This is a genomic window from Streptomyces flaveus (assembly GCF_014647675.1).
GTDB lineage: Bacteria > Actinomycetota > Actinomycetes > Streptomycetales > Streptomycetaceae > Streptomyces > Streptomyces flaveus.
The window spans coordinates 61,030-76,247 of record NZ_BMPQ01000015.1 but is presented as its reverse complement, the minus strand read 5'-3'; the positions used below and the strand labels follow the sequence as shown (position 1 = coordinate 76,247).

The window sequence follows — 15,218 nt, the reverse complement described above, 5'->3', positions numbered from 1 at the left end:
CTCCGGACGCCCCCGTAGCGGCTGAGAACCGCTTGCGTTCGCCCCTAGTCCGGTCGGCGGATCAGCAGGTGACGACCTTGCCGTACGAACCCCGGCCCCAGTTCCACTCCCACTGCTCACCGGGCTGGTACGTGAGGCAGGGAGAGTCGGAGCCCCAGTCGATGACGACCTTCAGGTGCATCGCCTCACCACAGTTGTTCGTGACCTTGACGTACTTCTCGTGCTTGATGACGTCTCGCTTGACACAGGCCGGAGCCGTCCCGGCCTCGGCCGCCGTGGCTGTGGGGGCCATGGCAAGGCCGCTGCCCAGAACGGCGGTGGCGAGGATGCCGAGTGCGGCGCTCTTGTGGAACTTCATGATGGCGTTTTCCCTTCTGGAGTACTCGGTGTGCTGAGGTGAGCGGCATGTGGTGGATCACGCCGCCCGGTGCAATGCTCCGACCGTGCCGGGGTTCGGATACCGAGCGCCACGAAGATTCACCCGTTTGGGGCCATCTGGGATGCCCCAGGGCCTGACCTGCTGGGATACGGACGCGGGTGACGCGATCGCGGGACGGGGCGTCAGGCCATCGCGAACTTGGCAACGTACTCGTCGAAGGGCTCGATACCGACTTCTGCACGGAGTTCGTCCATGCGCTCAGGCTCTTCACAGGGCCAGGGAACCGGTGTCCCGTCCTTCACGCCGGCGATCTGAGTGCCGTAGATCTGCTTGCGGCCCTCATTGACCAGCGTGCGGTCGCGCAGAAAGGCCAGCTCGCGTGGGCCGGCCGAGCCTGCCGACACCGCCTGCTGCAATTGATGGCCCTCGTATGGGGACAGCCGACGGAGTAGATACTGGCCCTGCATGCAGGCACGGATGAGGAGCACGGTCAGTGACCAGCGACAATCGCATAGGACCGCCCAGTTTTGGAAGCGAACGAGACATGTTGCGGGCCTTCCTCGACTACCACCGCGCGACCCTCGCCATGAAGTGCGAAGGACTGACCGACGAGGAGCTGCGGCAGCAGTCGATGCCGCCGGCCACGCTCTCGCTGCTCGGGCTGGTGCGGCACATGGCGGAGGTGGAACGGGCCTGGTTCCGTCGGGTGTTCGAGGACAACGACGCGCCCATGGTGTGGTCCGACAAGATCGACTTTCAGGCGGCGTACGACGCGAGTGCGTCGACCAGGGGCGAGGCGTTCGGGGCCTGGGAGGCCGAGGTGGAGAACTCGCGCCGTATCGAGCGGGAGGCCGAGTCCCTGGACCAGGCCGGTTATCAGCCGAGATGGGGCGAGGAGGTATCGCTGCGGATGGTGATGGTGCACGTGCTCCTGGAGTACGGCCGCCACAACGGGCACGCGGACTTTCTGCGTGAGGGTGTCGACGGGACGGTGGGCGCCTGAGTCCGCAGGAGCCGCCGATCTCGCTGGGGATGTCGAGTACGCCGGTTCCCGATCGACGTGAGAGTGAAGGCAGCACATCCCAGGACTTGAGGAGCACCCGATCGTGACCGTAACCGCGGATTTGGCCATCTCCCTCGACGGCTACATCGCCGGCCCCAATGTCGCCCTCGACAACCCAGGAGGCGACGGCGCCGAGCCGCTCTTCGAGTGGATCCACAACCTGGCGAGCTGGCGGGAGCGCCAGGGCATGACCGGCGGGGAGGAGAACCGCGACTCCGAGCTGACGCGCGAGTGGTTCGATGCCACCGGAGCGGTGGTCATGGGGCGGATGATGTACGACACGGGCGAGGAGTTCTGGGGCGACAATCCGCCGTTCCGTGCCCCGGTCTTCGTGCTCACCCACCGCCCCCGGCCGACCCTGGTCAAGGAGGGCGGCACCACCTTCACCTTCGTCACCGACGGCATCCACAGCGCCCTCGGCCAGGCGAAGGCCGCCGCCAGGGACAGGAACGTCGACATCGCGGGCGGGGCGAGCACGGTACAGCAGTACCTCGGGGAGGGGCTCATCGATGAGCTGCAACTGCACGTGGTCCCCGCGCTCCTCGGCGCGGGACTGCGGCTCTTCGAAGGGCTGGGCGCCGTACGGCGGAACCTCGAGCCGGTCAGGGTGGTCGACACGCCCCTCGCCACCCACCTGAAGTACCGCTTCGTCGAGCGGTGAGGAGTTGCTGGAGTGCTCACGTTGACGGAGATCGCCGAGGACCCGCTTGTCCTGGAACGCCGCCTGGACCTGCGTGACGGTACGGAGGTCGTCTTCCGTCCCCTCACCCACACCGATGCCGAGCGCCTGACTGGTTTCCTTGAGGGTCTGTCACCCGAATCGAGGCGGCTGAGTACGTTCGCCGGGTATGACCTCGCGGCCGCGCGGGAGTTGTGTGACGCGATCGCGCGTTACGACAAGCTCAGGCTGGTGCTGGAGGAAGTGCCGTCCGGCAGGATCGTCGGCCTCCTCGAACTCAGTCTCGCTCTCACTCCTGCGGACATCACGCGCTATCAGGAAGCGGGCATCCGCCTCGCCGAGACGACCGACTGCCGTTTCGGTCCCACCCTGGCCGATGACTATCAGGGGAGGGGAGTGGGGACGCTGGCCCTCCCGCTCATCGCGGACGTCGCACGGCGGCTCGGCAGAACGAGGATCATCCTGTGGGGCGGCGTCCTCGCCGACAACCCCCGCGCCATTCGCTATTACGAGAAGAACGGCTTCCAGCCAGTCGGTTCCTTCGCCGGAACGGACGGTTCGCCGTCTCTCGACATGATGCTGGATCTCGATCAGGTACCGAGCGCAGCAACGTCGCCGACGCGGCACTGCGGCTCGTAACGCCGGCAGAGGGCCTTCCTTCCGGCGAGGTGGTGTCCCCAAATGTGGTGTTGCGGAGGCGGGCGCGGTGGTGGGCCCAGGGGGTGCTGGTCCCACGACGTGAGCACTTCTCCCCGCCCTGTTCACGCATCGCTCGTTTGAGCGCCCGAAGGGCATCCTCCCCCTCACTGTTCACGTTTTCTGCGGGAGAGGGGTAATGGGCCCGTGAGGCGTGCGTCCTGGGTGTTTGCACGTCCGCGTGGGGCTGTCCCAACCATCGCCCCACCGGGGGCAGTACAACACTTCCACGGACACGGCCTCCGGCAGGACCTCACTCAGTCCGTCGAGGTACGCGAACTGCCCCGACCTCGGCCTCCAGCCCAGGCCGGGAAAAAATCGGCTGGCAGCGTGGGGAACGATCGCCTCAGGCACCTGGAGAAACCTGACCGACGAACACGCGTCATTGACCTTGTTTCGCCACTTCCACACAGGACTCATCGGAACCATGAGGGGTGATCCGGGTCTGTCGGCCTTGGGCTGAGTCTCCAAAGGTGATGGTGAAGCAGCGGTCGACCATGGTCTCGGCCGGACCGAAGAGAACTACGGAGCGCTGATACATGCGGGAGAGCTCAATAGTGACGCGTGTGCTTCCTTCTGCGGAATCGACCGCGAACAGACGGCCGTATCCCATGCCCGCAACCGAAGCCAGGGCAGCTTCCACGTCCTGCCGGTCGACCGGGCGAGTGTCGTCCTGAGCCACGACGGCATCAGCGAAGCGCCGCGCGTCATTCCTGGTCGCTTCGAAGGCAGCGTCCTTCCTCGCCGCTTCGCGGTAGCTGCCGACCCCGTACGAGACCAGAAGCGCTGCCAGAAACGTAAGCACGAGCGCTCCCAACGCTTTCGCCCAGGGAGCAGACCTTCCCATCTGATCAGTTGTCATCACGGCCAATTAAGGCAGTCGCCCGATCCCTTGCACAGGTCCTTAGACCCAAGATGACGAGCCATGACGACATCGGCATCGCATTCGCCATGGGCAGTGACCCGTGTCCTGAGGGACCGCAACGCCGGCCTCTACCTGGGCGGAGTCGTGGTCTCCGGGTTCGGCTCGGCGGCGATGTGGCTGGTGGCCGGGGTCTGGGTGAAGGAGCTGACCGGCTCGGACGGGCTGGCCGCCTTATGTGTCTTCGCGCTCTGGGCGCCCACGCTGATCGGCCCCCTCCTGGGCACGCTCGCCGACCGCACCCGCCGCAGACCGCTGCTGGTGTGGACGAACCTGGGGCTGTCCGCGCTCCTCCTGTCCCTCCTCGCCGTCGACTCCCCGGGCACCCTCTGGATCCTCTTCGCGGTGCTGCTCGTGTACGGCGCGACTGGCGTCGTCCACGACGCGGCGGAGTCGGCCCTGGTCGCCACGGCGGTGGACGAGCGGCTCCTCGGTGACTTCAACGGCCTGCGGATGTCGGCCAACGAGGGCATGAAGCTGGTCGCCCCGCTCGCCGGAGCGGGTCTGTACGCGGCCTTCGGGGGCGTCGGCGTCGCCCTCCTGGACGCGCTCACCTTCGTGCTGGCCGCGGGACTGTACACCCTCTTGCGGGTACGCGATCCGAAGCCGCTCCCGGCCCCGGCCGGCTGGCGCACCCAGACAGCCGACGGCGCCCGCTACCTCTGGCGCCACGAGACACTGCGCCCCCTCGTCGTCGCGGGTGGCACGACCATGCTCTTCGCGGGCCTCAACGGCGCGACGATCTACGCGGTGGCCGAAGGCCTGGGCCACTCCCCCGCGTACGTAGGTCTTCTGTACGCCGTGCAAGGCGCCGGTTCGGTGGCCGTCGGCCTGGCCTCGGGCCCGCTCCTCCGCCGCCTGGGCGCACAGCGGTTCGCGGGGTACGGCATCGCGCTCACCGCCCTGGCCGTGGCGGCTCGCGCGCTCCCGTACGACGCGGTGGCCCTCGTCTCGTCCGCGGCCGTGGGCGTTGGCCTCCCGTGCGTGCTGATCGCGGCCCTCACCGCGGTTCAGCGCGAGACTCCGGACGACCTCCTGGGCCGTACGACCGCGACCGCCAACACGCTGATGTTCGCCCCGAACGCGGTGGGACTCGCGCTGGGTGCGGGCCTGGTCGAACTGGTCGATCACCAGGTGCTGTTGGTGGCGTTCGGGCTGATCCGGCTGGTGACGGTCGTACCGTTGCTCAGGCGTCAGCCGAGCCGTGCGAGCGCCTCCGCCACGAGTGACAGGTCCTCGTCGGACGCCAACCCCGCGTGATACAGCCGTACTTCGGTGGCTCCCCGCTCGACCGCCCGTGCCACGTCCTCCGCGAGCGTGCCCGGGCTGCCGCCCATCCCGCTCACGACGGGGAAATTGGCCGCCAGCACACTCCTCTCAACCGCCTGCTCGGCGAAGGGAGTCAGCAACTCGGGCCCTCCGGCACACGGCACGACCACGCCGTCGGCGACCGACAGGATGTGCGCGGGATCCACGCCGACGTTCGCGCCGACGTGGTACGAGGCCGGGTCCGCGTGCAGCAGGATCTGGAACCCGTCGGGAGCGGCCGCGCGTACGGCGGCGACGGTCTCCGTCTGGAGGGAGCGGGCGACGGAGTCCCGCCAGGCGCGCGTGGCCGTTGCGAGTTCGGCGCCGAGGAGCTTCTCCACCGCTTCCCAGGCTCCGGTGGGGGCCTCGCCCCGCCATACGGGTTCCAGGGCGCGCCGGACCGAGGCCGCCAACTCGTCGGGGGCCAGGCCCCGTTGTGTATAGCCGTCGCGGCAGGAGGGGCAGAAGCACAGCGACATCAGGTACTGGCCGGCGTCCCCGAGTGCCACGCCGGCCGTCTTGTCGTGGGCGTGGAGATGCGCGAGGCCGTACCAGCCGAGGGACTCCAGCTCCGTCCCCGAGGCGCCGGGCCGTACCGCCGCCTCGACGGCGAGGTCGATCAGGTACGCGCGTGTGTCGGGCTGTGCGATGCAGGGCGCCCAGGGATAGCGGTCTCCGTAGGCGTTGACCACGGAGGTGTTCGGGAACTCCTCCCCCATACGGGAGTTGTGCGCGAGCACCACCCAGGTGTGTACGTCGAGTCCCGCCTCCGCGAGGGACCCGGCAGCCTGCCCGTACGCGTCTCCGGGCGCCCAGTCCCCGGCGGCGTACGGCCGCAGTCGGCGCCCCTCCCAGCGCGGGCCGGGCGGATAGAGCACGGCCGCGTGCCGGGCGGTGACGATGCGGTGGCGGGGGTGGCGGGGGGTCAGCGCGCGCGTGGAGTGGTAGGCGGAGGCGAGCGTCGTCTGGCGTACGCCCAGGCCGGCGATGCGCGCGGCGGCCTCGGGGTCTCCGTTGACGTCCCACGGGTAGACGAAGGTGGACGCCTTCACAGACCCCTTCAGAGATCCCTTCGGAGACTCCTCCGCAGACCCTGCCGCCTGGCTCACTTGTCCTCCTGGAGAAGCGCCTCGCCCCGCTCGATCAGCTGGGCGAGCTGCTTGACGTGGTCGTCGCTCGGCTCGTGCAGCGGCGGTCGCACTTCGCCCACGTCGAGCCCTCGCAGCCGTACGCCCGCCTTGACGAGTGAGACAGCGTATCCGCGGCCCTGGGCGCGCAGTTCGACGAGGGGACGGTAGAAGCCGTCGAGCAGGCGATTCGCTGTGGCGTCGTCTCCGGTGTTCAGCGCCTTGTGGAAGGCGAGGGCGAGCTCGGGGGCGAAGCAGAAGACCGCCGACGAGTACAGCGTGATGCCGATGCCGCGGTAGGCGAGGCCGGTGAGCTCGGCGGTCGGCAGTCCGTTGAAGTAGAGGAAGTCGTCCGGGACTTCGGCGCGCACCGCGCTCACGATGCGCTGCATCAGGTCGAGGTCGCCGACGCCGTCCTTGAAGCCGATGATCCCCTCGGTGCGGGCCAGTGAGACGACCGTTTCGGGCGTGAACACGGCGTTGTCGCGCTGGTAGACGATGACCTCGAGCGAGGTGGCGCGGGCCAGTTCCGTGTAGTGCCGCAGCAGTCCCTCCTGCCCGGCGACGACGAGATACGGCGGCATGGCGAGCAGCCCGTCCGCCCCAGCCTCCTCCGCGAGCTTCGCGTACCGCACGGCGAGCGCCGTCCCGTACCCGGCGCCCGCGATCACCGGCACGCGCCCCGCCGTCTCCTCGACGGCCGCGCGTACGCAGTCCTGGAACTCCTCGGGGGTGAGCGCGTGGAACTCCCCGGTCCCGCAGCAGGCGAAGACGGCGGCGGCCCCGGCCTCGACACCCCGCCGGACATGCGCGCGGTACACGTCGAGGTCGACGGCACCATCAGGGCCGTACGCGGTGACGGGGAAGAACAGCGGCCCGCTCGGGACACTGAGGCGAGCGGCAAGGGGCGCTGACGTCACGGGCTCTCCCTAGGCATGCACGCACACGCCGACCGTGCACGTTTCCGATCCACGTTTCTGATCCATGTCCATATTTCTGAACACGTACACGCTAGAGCGCCTCTTCGGGGGCGGTCAAGCGGGCGAAGTGGCAAGACAGCCGCAAGACGGGAGCGACATACGGGCGATCACGGTGCGGATTTCCCGCCCTCGCGCGACACTTGACGCGGCCCGACGGCGATCCATAGTTTGTCCATGGATGTGAATGCCGTACACGATGACGGCTGTTGATTCAAGGAGACCCGAGGATGCCCGCTCCCCGCACCGTTCTGCTCACCGGCGCCGCCGGCGGCCTCGGCACCCTGATGCGGGGACTGCTGCCCGCGTACGGGTACGAGTTGCGGCTCCTCGACCTGCGCCCCATCGAGGGCGAGCCGGACGCGATCACCGCGGACCTCGGCGACAAGGAGGCCCTGCGCGAGGCCGTGCGGGGCGTCGACGCGATCATCCACCTCGCGGGCATCTCCCTGGAATCCACCTTCGACAAGATCCTCAAGGCGAACATCGAGGGCACGTACAACCTCTACGAGGCCGCGCGCGAGGAGGGCATCCGGCGCATCGTCTTCGCCTCCTCCAACCACGCGGTCGGCTTCACCCCGCGCCCTCAGGGAAACGATCCCCTCATCCCCATCGACACACCGCACCGCCCGGACACCTTCTACGGCCTCTCGAAGTCGTTCGGCGAGGACCTGGCGCAGTTCTACTGGGACAAGCACGGCATGGAGACCGTCTCCGTACGGATCGGCTCCTGCTTCCTCGAGCCCACCAGCGTGCGCATGCTGTCGGTGTGGATGAGCCCCGGCGACGGCGCCCGCCTCTTCCACGCGGCCCTGACCGCCGAGGACGTCGAGCACACGGTCGTCTACGGCTCGTCCGCGAACACCCGCCTGTGGTGGGACCTGTCGACCGCCCGGGCGCTGGGTTACGAGCCGCAGGACGACTCGGAGCAGTACGCCGAGAAGCTCATCGCCGAGCAGGGCGAGCTGGACCCGGAGAACCCGGACCACGACCACCTGGGCGGCCACTTCGTGACCAAGCCGCCGATCTGGCCGTACTGACCGCTGCGGACACTTCGGGCACCCCCAATGCGCCTATCGGCGTGGCCGGGCACGCTGTGTCTTCTCCTCGCGGGGGCGGCGCGTTCCGACGGCGGCGGCGCCGGGAACCGACAGGATGTGTCGCCTTCAGCCAGGGGCGCGGCTCGGGTCGTCGAGGCTGATGCCGATGTCGCCTGAGCGCTCTCCTCGAGAGCGATCAGGGAGCTCGATGGATTTACGCATGTCGGGTCGTGTCCGCCTGCCGGTCCCGGCTTCCGATACTGATCCAGGTCTTTCCCGCCCGTTCGGCAGCGCCGGTGAAGGCCTGCTGGGCCTCTTCCAGTGAGTACCGCGACTGGACTACGGCTCCTGGCCGTGCCTGGCCCAGTTCGGCGAGCGCCTCGGTGAAGTCACCGGGATGGTCGTAGATCATCGATCCGCGCAGCACCAACTGCCGCCGGACCACGTCGTCAAGGGTGAGTGGCAGCTGCGCCGGGCTGAGGCCGATCAGCACCACGGTGGCGCCCGGTGCCGCGCGGTCCACCGCCGGAGGCAGGGCCGGTACATGGCCCGATGTCTCGAAGACATACGTGAACCCCGTGCGGCCGTCGTCGGCTACCGCGCCCAGCTGTTGGGCTTGCGCGAGCCGGAGCGGGTGAGGTTCGGTGACGACAGGCCGGACGCCGAGGCGGGTCAGGGTGAGGCAGACCAGCAGTCCCTGCGCTCCGGCCCCGATGATCAGGCAGTGGTCCGCGGCCGTCACGCCGCTGCGCCGTACTGCGGACCGGGCGACGGTGTACGGCTCGGCGCTTGCGAGATCGGCGCCGCTCAGGCCCTCGGGCACGGAGTGGGCGAAGTGCGCGGGAACAGCGACACGTTCGGCGAGGACGCCGGGTGCGTTCAGACCGACGATGACCCGGTGGGGACAGGCCGAGGTCAGTCCGGTGAGGCAGTCAGTGCACTTGAGGCAGGGGTAGTTGGGCTCGATCACCACGGTCTGGCCGACCGACCGCCCCTGTACCGAGCTCCCCACGGTGGTGATGCGGCCGAAGCCCTCGTGACCCGGGACCCATGGAGTCGCGGGTGCGAGGCGCTTGCCGTGGAACACGGCGATGTCGGTGCCGCACAGGCCGACACCGTCCATCTCCACGATGACGTCATGAGGGCCGCAGGCAGGCTCCGGCCAGTCCTCGACCGTGTCGATCCGGCCCGGGGTTATCAGCACAGCTGCTTTCACCCAACACCTCCAGTGGTCCACTAAGCGGAACAAGTGATCCGCTATACGGTCAGAATACGGCCGAAGGGTATCCCCAACAAGAGGACAAAGGCCTTTTGAACCGCGGCAGTTCGGCAGCAGGAAGGCCGTCGTGCGCGTCCAAAAGGCGCGCACGACGGCCTGGGGGCGTGGGGGCGGTCCGCTGCCCGGTCAGAAGATGAAAGATCGGCGCGGCGGGATGGGATGGCGAGTTCGTGAATCACGATCCCGGAACAGCGAGCGGGAGCAGCGACCTGAATCAGGCGGCTGTGGATCAGAAGGCTCTGGATCAGAGGGTCGCATCGGCTCGCGGCGATGGCTGTCCGACGGTGGACGGGACCTCATCCCGGTCGCCGCGCATGCGCAGTGCCACAACAAAGGAGATCGCGCAGCCGAGCGCGAAGTAACCGGCGACGAGGTACCAGCCGCCGTCCGCCCACAGCACCAGCGAGCTCAGGACGAAGGGGGTGAAACCACCACCGACGACACTGGCGAGCTGGTAGCCCACGCCGGCGCCGCTGTAGCGGTACTCAGGGCCGAACATCTCGGTGAACAGTGACTGCTGGACGGCGACGGCCATGTCGTGGGCGCCGTTCACCAGAAGGACCGCGCAGACGATGATCAGGACCATGGAACCGGATTCCAAGGCCCAGAAGAAGGGGAGGGAGCCGGCCACACCCAGCACGGAGCCCCACAGATAGACCGAGCGCCGGCTGTAGCGGTCGGCGAGGTAGGCGAAGGCGGGGATGGTGAGGATGGCCAGTGCGCCGACGGCGAGGTTGACGTTGAGCAGGCTGTCGCGGTCCAGCCCGAATTCGGTGGTGCCATAGCTGAGGGCGAAGTTGGTGACGCCGTAGAAGGTGAACAGCTCCACCAGACGCAGGCCGATGATGGCGAAGAAGCCCTTGGGGTTGGACTTGACCGCGGCGATCAGCGGCATGCGCGGCTTCTCGTCCTCCTCGAGCGTAGCGACCTGCTCGGTGAAGACCTCGGACTCTTCGACCTTCGCCCGGATGACCAGGCCGATGATCACGATGACCGCGCTGACCAGGAACGGAATGCGCCAGCCCCAGGTGCGGAACGCCTCGTCGGAGACCGTTCCCGATATGAACTTGGTGATCAGGGTGGCGAGCAGCAGACCGACCGACGCGCCGACCTGTACGCCGCTGCTGTAGAGGGAGCGCCACTTGGGCGGCGCGTTCTCCACCGCCATGAGCGCCGCGCCGCCCCACTCGCCGCCGACCGCGAAGCCCTGCGCGGCGCGGAGCACCACCAGCAGCAGCGGGGCCCAGATTCCGGCCTGAGCGTGAGTGGGCAGCACACCGATCAGCGTGCTGGCCAGTCCCATGATCAGCATGGTGAGAACCAGCATCTTCTTGCGGCCCAGCCGGTCGCCGAAGTGGCCGAAGACGATTCCGCCGAGCGGCCGGAACAGGAAGCCGACACCGAAGGTGGCCCAGGCGGCCAGCGTGCCCACGGCCGGGCTGACGTTGGGGAAGAAGATCTCGTTGAAGAGAAGCCCGGCGATGATCCCGTAGAGGAAGAAGTCGTACCAGTCGACCACGGCTCCCATGAAGCTCGCGATCGCCGCCCTCCTCGCCGCGCCGGGGCTTCTGGCGCCGCCGGCTGCTGCCGGGCTCTGCATGCTGTTCAACTCACACACTCCATTGGATGCGGCGATTCGCGGCCGGACCCGCGCACGGGCGGGGTTCACGGCCGGGACACGAATGACTGTGGTGGGACCAAGCACCTGGGCGACAGCGCTCCGGGGTGTGGAGCCGGCCGTCGACGGTGGTGGGTCGCGCCGCGGCGGTACGGGCGGTGACCCTCAACTTGCGATCCACTCAACGGATCAAATGGACCGAGTAGCGGAAACATACGGCCGGTGTTCCGAGTCGACAAGAGTTACGGCAGAATTTGTGTCGAAGAGGTCCCAGTGGTCCGCGCAACGGGCCACGTCAGGTGAGACCAGCGGCAGGCAGGCAGAACTCCGCGGAGTGATCAGTACGGAGGAGGGTGTCAGCGTGGACAGCGGGGCGGCACAGGCCGGCGCGGAACGCGAACCGCACGGCACGAGCGTCAGGAGCGTACGGCGTGCCCTGGACATCCTCGGCCTGCTCAGCGAGGAACGGCCGCTGATCACACTGCGGGAGATCACCGACGCCACCGGGTTGCCGAAGACGACCGTGCTGCGCCTGGTGCAGACGCTGGAGGAGAGCGGCCTGCTGTGGTCGGACGAGGGCGGCTACATCGCCGGACCCGGTCTGTGGCGCTGGGCCTACCTCGCACGCAGCCAGTGGGAGATCCCCCGTGAGACCCGCAAGGTCATGAGGGACCTCGCCGACAGGCTCGGGGAGACGGCCAACATCTTCGTCGCCCGCGATCTCCACCGTGTCTGCGTCGCGCACGAGGAGAGCCCGCACCCCCTGCGCCACGTGGTCGACGTCGGCGACGAACAACCGCTGTGGGCCGGCGCATCCTCGAAGATCCTGCTGCACGACGCCTCCGAAGCACAGCTGCGCCGCATCGCCCAGGCCTCACCCCACGGCGAGGACCATGCCGCGCAATTGCGTACATCCGCGCAGGAGGCGGCGCGCCGGGGCTACGCGGTGAGCAACAGCGAATGGGACGAAGGACTCACCGCCGTCGCCGTCCCCCTCACCAGCCCCTCGGGCACCGTCGTCGCCTCCCTCTCGGTCAGCGGCCCCGACCACCGGTTCCCCTACGCAGCCATCGAACGTTTCGCCACCGACCTCACGGAAGCGGCCCGACTCATCTCTGATCAGGGCTTCGGCCATCCGCTGAGCTACGGCCGCCGCAGCGCGAGGGACTAGCGCCACCCTGCTCCTTCCCTTCGGTACGGCTCCGCGCGTTCCCAACGCTGTATGCGGTAGCGCTGCGCAACCGCTCCGCCGTGCACTCACCTCGTTCACGTACCGAGATCAGCGGTGAGCCACCCCGGTCGTCGGCCAGGGCGACGCGGGGCGTGCGGTGTGTCAGGGCGGTGGGCGGGCGGCGCGTCCGCGACTCGCCCACCGCCTGATCGGTCAACCACGCGCGAGGACGCCCGTGAACGGGCGAAGAAGTCACGCCCGGTGCATTTACTCTCGCCCCTCTTGCGGGGACCTTGAGGACAGCGTAATTTCACTCTCCGGATCGCCAAGACCACCTGGCGGACCTGAAGGGGTCCACTTCGCGTACTGCGCCTCATCGCAGCCGATGGATCCGAGCCCGACAGCAGCGGCCCCACCCCTCCCTTCGCCGCGCTCTGTGCATGCCCTCCTCACCCCGGGCGGCCATCACCCTTTCCGTCAGTTCGCCCTTGAGCCATGGAAGTTGCCATGAGACGCGCATCCAGATCCGGACCAGGCATGGGGGCGGCCGTCGCCAGTTTCATCGGGGCGGTCGCCGACTGGTACGACTTCTTCCTCTATGGGATCGTCGCCGGCCTGCTCTTCGACGAGCTGTTCTTTCCCGACGTCAGTCCCGCCGTCGCTACCTTGGCGGCCTGGTCCACGTTCGGTGTCGGCTTCCTCTTCCGGCCTTTGGGCGGCATCGTCTTCGGCCACTTCGGCGACCGGTTGGGCCGCAAGAAGATGCTGATCGTCACCATGCTGATCATGGGCGTTGCCTCCACCCTGATAGGCGTGCTCCCCACCTATGCCGAAGCCGGCATCTGGGCCCCGGTCCTCCTCGTCACCCTGCGCGCCGCCCAGGGCTTCGCCGTCGGCGGCGAATGGGGCGGCGCCGCCCTGATGGCCGTGGAGAACGCCCCGCGCAAGTGGCGCTCCCTCTACAGCAGCGGAGTCCAGGTCGGCGCCTCGGTCGGACTGCTGCTGGCCACCGCCGCCGTCAAGTTCCTCTCGGTCCGCCTGCCCGAAGAGGATTTCCGCGACTGGGGATGGCGCGTTCCCTTCCTCGCCAGCGCCGCCATCGTCATCGTCGGCATGATCGTGCGGGCCACGGTCGCGGAATCCTCCGCCTTCGTCGAACACACCGCCGCCCGTCCCCACCCGCAGCGCCGACGGCTGCCGCTGCTCGCCGCCATCAAGGCGTACCCCTCCGGCTTCCTCAGCATCATCGGCCTGCGCTTCGTCGAACTCCTCACCTTCTACTGCGTGACCACCTTCGGGCTGAGCCATGCCGCCGAGCAGTACGGCCTGAACCGCGACGCCCTGCTCGACATCAACCTCATGGTCGGCGCGCTGGCCATCGTCACGATCCCGGTCTACGCCTACCTCGCCGACCGCTACACCCGCCGCTCCGTCTACCTCTGGGGCGCGGGCATCGGCGTCCTCGGTGCCCTCCCCTACTTCGTGGCCCTGCAGTCCGGATCGTTGATCCTGATCGCCGTGACGGCGGTCCTGCTGGTCAACGGCGCCCACGACATGGCCGTGGCGGTCCAGCAGTCCCTGTTCACCGACATGTACGGTCCAGAGTTCCGCTACAGCGGCGCCGGCGTCGGCTACCAACTCGCCAGCGTCATCGGCGGCGGCTTCACCCCCCTCATCGCCGGCGCTCTCGTTCTGTGGGCAGGCGGCGGCTGGGCCTTGGTAGCCATGTACCTCCTGATCGGCTGCGGCATCTCCTTCACGGTCGCCCTCAACCTGCACTCAGGCCATCCAAGCCACCCCCGTACGCCCGTTTCCTCGACCCCGCCGGCCCGAACGGCCACATGAGCCGTGTTCCGCCACACACTCTTCACCGCGGAGCGGGCGGGCACCGAACGGGCCCGCCCGCGTCCCTGTTCGGGCATCCGCGCTGCCCGAATTCCGCTCCGCCGCAGGTCCGACGCGGGTGGTCGCCGCGCGAAACGGGCGCACACGGGCGCCATTGATTCCATAACAGACCTGGTCAGCGCCGCACACCCGCTGTAGAACTTCCCCCATGGGTCCACCGGGCCCGAACGGGCAACAACGAGCCACACCGGCTTGAGTGCCCCGGAGGCGAGCGAGAGAACACAGTACGGAGAGCGGGTGGCCATGAGCGCGGAGGAACGGCAGCGGGAGATCGTCAAGGCCGCCCGCCGCACGGGCGCCGTCGGCGTCAACGCCCTCGCCGCCGAACTGGGCGTCGCCAAGGAGACCGTACGCCGCGATCTGCGCGCCCTGGAGGACCACGGCCTGGTCCGCCGCACCCACGGCGGCGCCTATCCCGTGGAGAGCGCCGGCTTCGAGACGACGCTCGCCTTCCGTGCCACGAGCCACGTACCCGAGAAGCGCCGGATCGCGACCGCGGCGGCCGAGCTGCTCGGGGACGCCGAGACGGTCTTCGTCGACGAGGGCTTCACCCCGCAGCTCATCGCCGAGTCACTGCCCCGGGACCGGCCACTGACCGTGGTCACCGCCTCCCTGCCGGCCGCGGGCGCGCTCGCCGAGTCCGAGAACATCTCGGTCCTGCTGCTCGGCGGCCGGGTCCGGCACGGCACACTCGCGACCGTCGACCACTGGACCACGAAGATGCTCGCCGGCTTCGTCATCGACCTGGCGTACATCGGCGCCAACGGCATCTCCCGTGAACACGGCCTGACCACGCCCGACCCCGCCGTCAGCGAGGTCAAGTCGCAGGCGATCCGGGCCGCGCGCCGGACCGTGTTCGCGGGCGTGCACACCAAGTTCGGGGCCGTCAGCTTCTGCCGGTTCGCGGAGATCAGCGTCCTGGAGGCAATCGTCACCAGCACGTTCCTCCCCACCGCCGAGGCCCACCGCTACTCGCTGCAGGGCCCGCAGGTCATCCGCGTCTGAAAAACCAACCGACCCCTACGTAGGCACCGCATTACTCAATGTCATCCCC

14 protein-coding genes and 1 pseudogene are annotated in these 15,218 nt (G+C 68.6%); 8 read left to right on the top strand and 7 right to left on the bottom strand.

Annotated features, from left to right (window positions below; genetic code table 11):
• Nucleotides 1-61: 61 nt before the first annotated feature.
• Together IEZ21_RS26810 and IEZ21_RS26805 are read right to left on the bottom strand one after the other, a co-directional pair.
• Entirely contained in the window at nt 62-358 is a 297-nt protein-coding gene (locus IEZ21_RS26810; RefSeq protein WP_189324453.1) for an alpha-amylase inhibitor, read from the bottom strand.
• Between the two features lie 203 nt (nt 359-561).
• Nucleotides 562-795: pseudogene (locus IEZ21_RS26805) on the bottom strand (DUF6624 domain-containing protein); the annotation flags it as partial.
• 77 nt (nt 796-872) lie between these two features.
• On the opposite strand from IEZ21_RS26805, the gene IEZ21_RS26800 reads away from it, so the two are divergent.
• The 3 genes from IEZ21_RS26800 to IEZ21_RS26790 all read left to right on the top strand — a co-directional run bounded on the left by IEZ21_RS26800 (nt 873) and on the right by IEZ21_RS26790 (nt 2,760).
• Nucleotides 873-1,382 (top strand): DinB family protein, encoded by a 510-nt coding sequence (locus IEZ21_RS26800; protein WP_189324452.1) that lies wholly within the window; start codon nt 873-875, stop codon nt 1,380-1,382.
• Nucleotides 1,383-1,485: 103 nt separating this feature from the next.
• Nucleotides 1,486-2,103 carry a dihydrofolate reductase family protein gene (locus tag IEZ21_RS26795; RefSeq protein WP_189324451.1) on the top strand — a complete coding sequence of 206 codons (618 nt, stop codon included), beginning with the start codon at nt 1,486-1,488 and terminating at the stop codon, nt 2,101-2,103.
• 12 nt (nt 2,104-2,115) lie between these two features.
• Entirely contained in the window at nt 2,116-2,760 is a 645-nt protein-coding gene (locus tag IEZ21_RS26790; RefSeq protein WP_189324450.1) for a GNAT family N-acetyltransferase, read from the top strand.
• 439 nt (nt 2,761-3,199) lie between these two features.
• On the opposite strand, the gene IEZ21_RS26785 is transcribed toward IEZ21_RS26790, so the two are convergent.
• Nucleotides 3,200-3,622, bottom strand: a complete 423-nt coding sequence (locus IEZ21_RS26785; protein ID WP_189324449.1) for a hypothetical protein — start codon at nt 3,620-3,622, stop codon at nt 3,200-3,202.
• Between the two features lie 120 nt (nt 3,623-3,742).
• Here IEZ21_RS26785 and IEZ21_RS26780 point away from each other — a divergent pair, with 120 nt between their 5' ends.
• Nucleotides 3,743-4,999 (top strand): MFS transporter, encoded by a 1,257-nt coding sequence (locus tag IEZ21_RS26780; protein WP_189324448.1) that lies wholly within the window; start codon nt 3,743-3,745, stop codon nt 4,997-4,999.
• Here IEZ21_RS26780 and IEZ21_RS26775 read toward each other — a convergent pair.
• Nucleotides 4,933-6,099, bottom strand: a complete 1,167-nt coding sequence (locus IEZ21_RS26775) for a hypothetical protein (RefSeq protein WP_189324447.1) — start codon at nt 6,097-6,099, stop codon at nt 4,933-4,935. The genes IEZ21_RS26780 and IEZ21_RS26775 overlap by 67 nt on opposite strands.
• 53 nt (nt 6,100-6,152) lie before the next feature.
• Complete coding sequence (locus IEZ21_RS26770; RefSeq protein WP_189324446.1) at nt 6,153-7,094, bottom strand: 5-dehydro-4-deoxyglucarate dehydratase; 942 nt, start codon at nt 7,092-7,094, stop codon at nt 6,153-6,155.
• A gap of 287 nt (nt 7,095-7,381) precedes the next feature.
• Here IEZ21_RS26770 and IEZ21_RS26765 point away from each other — a divergent pair, with 287 nt between their 5' ends.
• The gene (locus tag IEZ21_RS26765) at nt 7,382-8,191 is read left to right on the top strand and encodes an NAD-dependent epimerase/dehydratase family protein (protein WP_189324445.1); all 810 of its coding nucleotides are present in this window, start codon (nt 7,382-7,384) and stop codon (nt 8,189-8,191) included.
• Between the two features lie 214 nt (nt 8,192-8,405).
• On the opposite strand, the gene IEZ21_RS26760 is transcribed toward IEZ21_RS26765, so the two are convergent.
• Both IEZ21_RS26760 and shiA (IEZ21_RS26755) read right to left on the bottom strand, forming a co-directional pair.
• Complete coding sequence (locus tag IEZ21_RS26760) at nt 8,406-9,407, bottom strand: zinc-dependent alcohol dehydrogenase (RefSeq protein WP_189324444.1); 1,002 nt, start codon at nt 9,405-9,407, stop codon at nt 8,406-8,408.
• Between the two features lie 307 nt (nt 9,408-9,714).
• Nucleotides 9,715-11,070 carry a shikimate transporter gene (gene shiA / locus IEZ21_RS26755; protein WP_189324548.1) on the bottom strand — a complete coding sequence of 452 codons (1,356 nt, stop codon included), beginning with the start codon at nt 11,068-11,070 and terminating at the stop codon, nt 9,715-9,717.
• 379 nt (nt 11,071-11,449) lie between these two features.
• Here shiA (IEZ21_RS26755) and IEZ21_RS26750 point away from each other — a divergent pair, with 379 nt between their 5' ends.
• The 3 genes from IEZ21_RS26750 (at nt 11,450) to IEZ21_RS26740 (ending at nt 15,169) form a co-directional block, all read left to right on the top strand.
• A complete protein-coding gene (locus IEZ21_RS26750; RefSeq protein WP_189324443.1) occupies nt 11,450-12,259 on the top strand; it encodes an IclR family transcriptional regulator in 810 nt (269 codons plus the stop codon).
• A 507-nt stretch (nt 12,260-12,766) separates the two neighbouring features.
• Nucleotides 12,767-14,104: a shikimate transporter gene (shiA, locus tag IEZ21_RS26745; RefSeq protein ID WP_246568169.1), complete on the top strand. Its 1,338-nt coding sequence runs from the start codon at nt 12,767-12,769 to the stop codon at nt 14,102-14,104.
• A 303-nt stretch (nt 14,105-14,407) separates the two neighbouring features.
• Complete coding sequence (locus tag IEZ21_RS26740) at nt 14,408-15,169, top strand: DeoR/GlpR family DNA-binding transcription regulator (RefSeq protein ID WP_189324441.1); 762 nt, start codon at nt 14,408-14,410, stop codon at nt 15,167-15,169.
• Nucleotides 15,170-15,218 lie beyond the last annotated feature (49 nt).

Bases quoted from the DNA above. Each gene is read 5' to 3' on its own strand.
- IEZ21_RS26740 (WP_189324441.1), top strand. From the start codon at position 14,408: ATGAGCGCGGAGGAACGGCAGCGGGAGATCGTCAAGGCCGCCCGCCGC.
- shiA (WP_246568169.1), top strand. From the start codon at position 12,767: ATGAGACGCGCATCCAGATCCGGACCAGGCATGGGGGCGGCCGTCGCC.
- IEZ21_RS26765 (WP_189324445.1), top strand. From the start codon at position 7,382: ATGCCCGCTCCCCGCACCGTTCTGCTCACCGGCGCCGCCGGCGGCCTC.
- IEZ21_RS26810 (WP_189324453.1), bottom strand. From the start codon at position 358: ATGAAGTTCCACAAGAGCGCCGCACTCGGCATCCTCGCCACCGCCGTT.
- IEZ21_RS26780 (WP_189324448.1), top strand. From the start codon at position 3,743: ATGACGACATCGGCATCGCATTCGCCATGGGCAGTGACCCGTGTCCTG.
- shiA (WP_189324548.1), bottom strand. From the start codon at position 11,070: ATGCAGAGCCCGGCAGCAGCCGGCGGCGCCAGAAGCCCCGGCGCGGCG.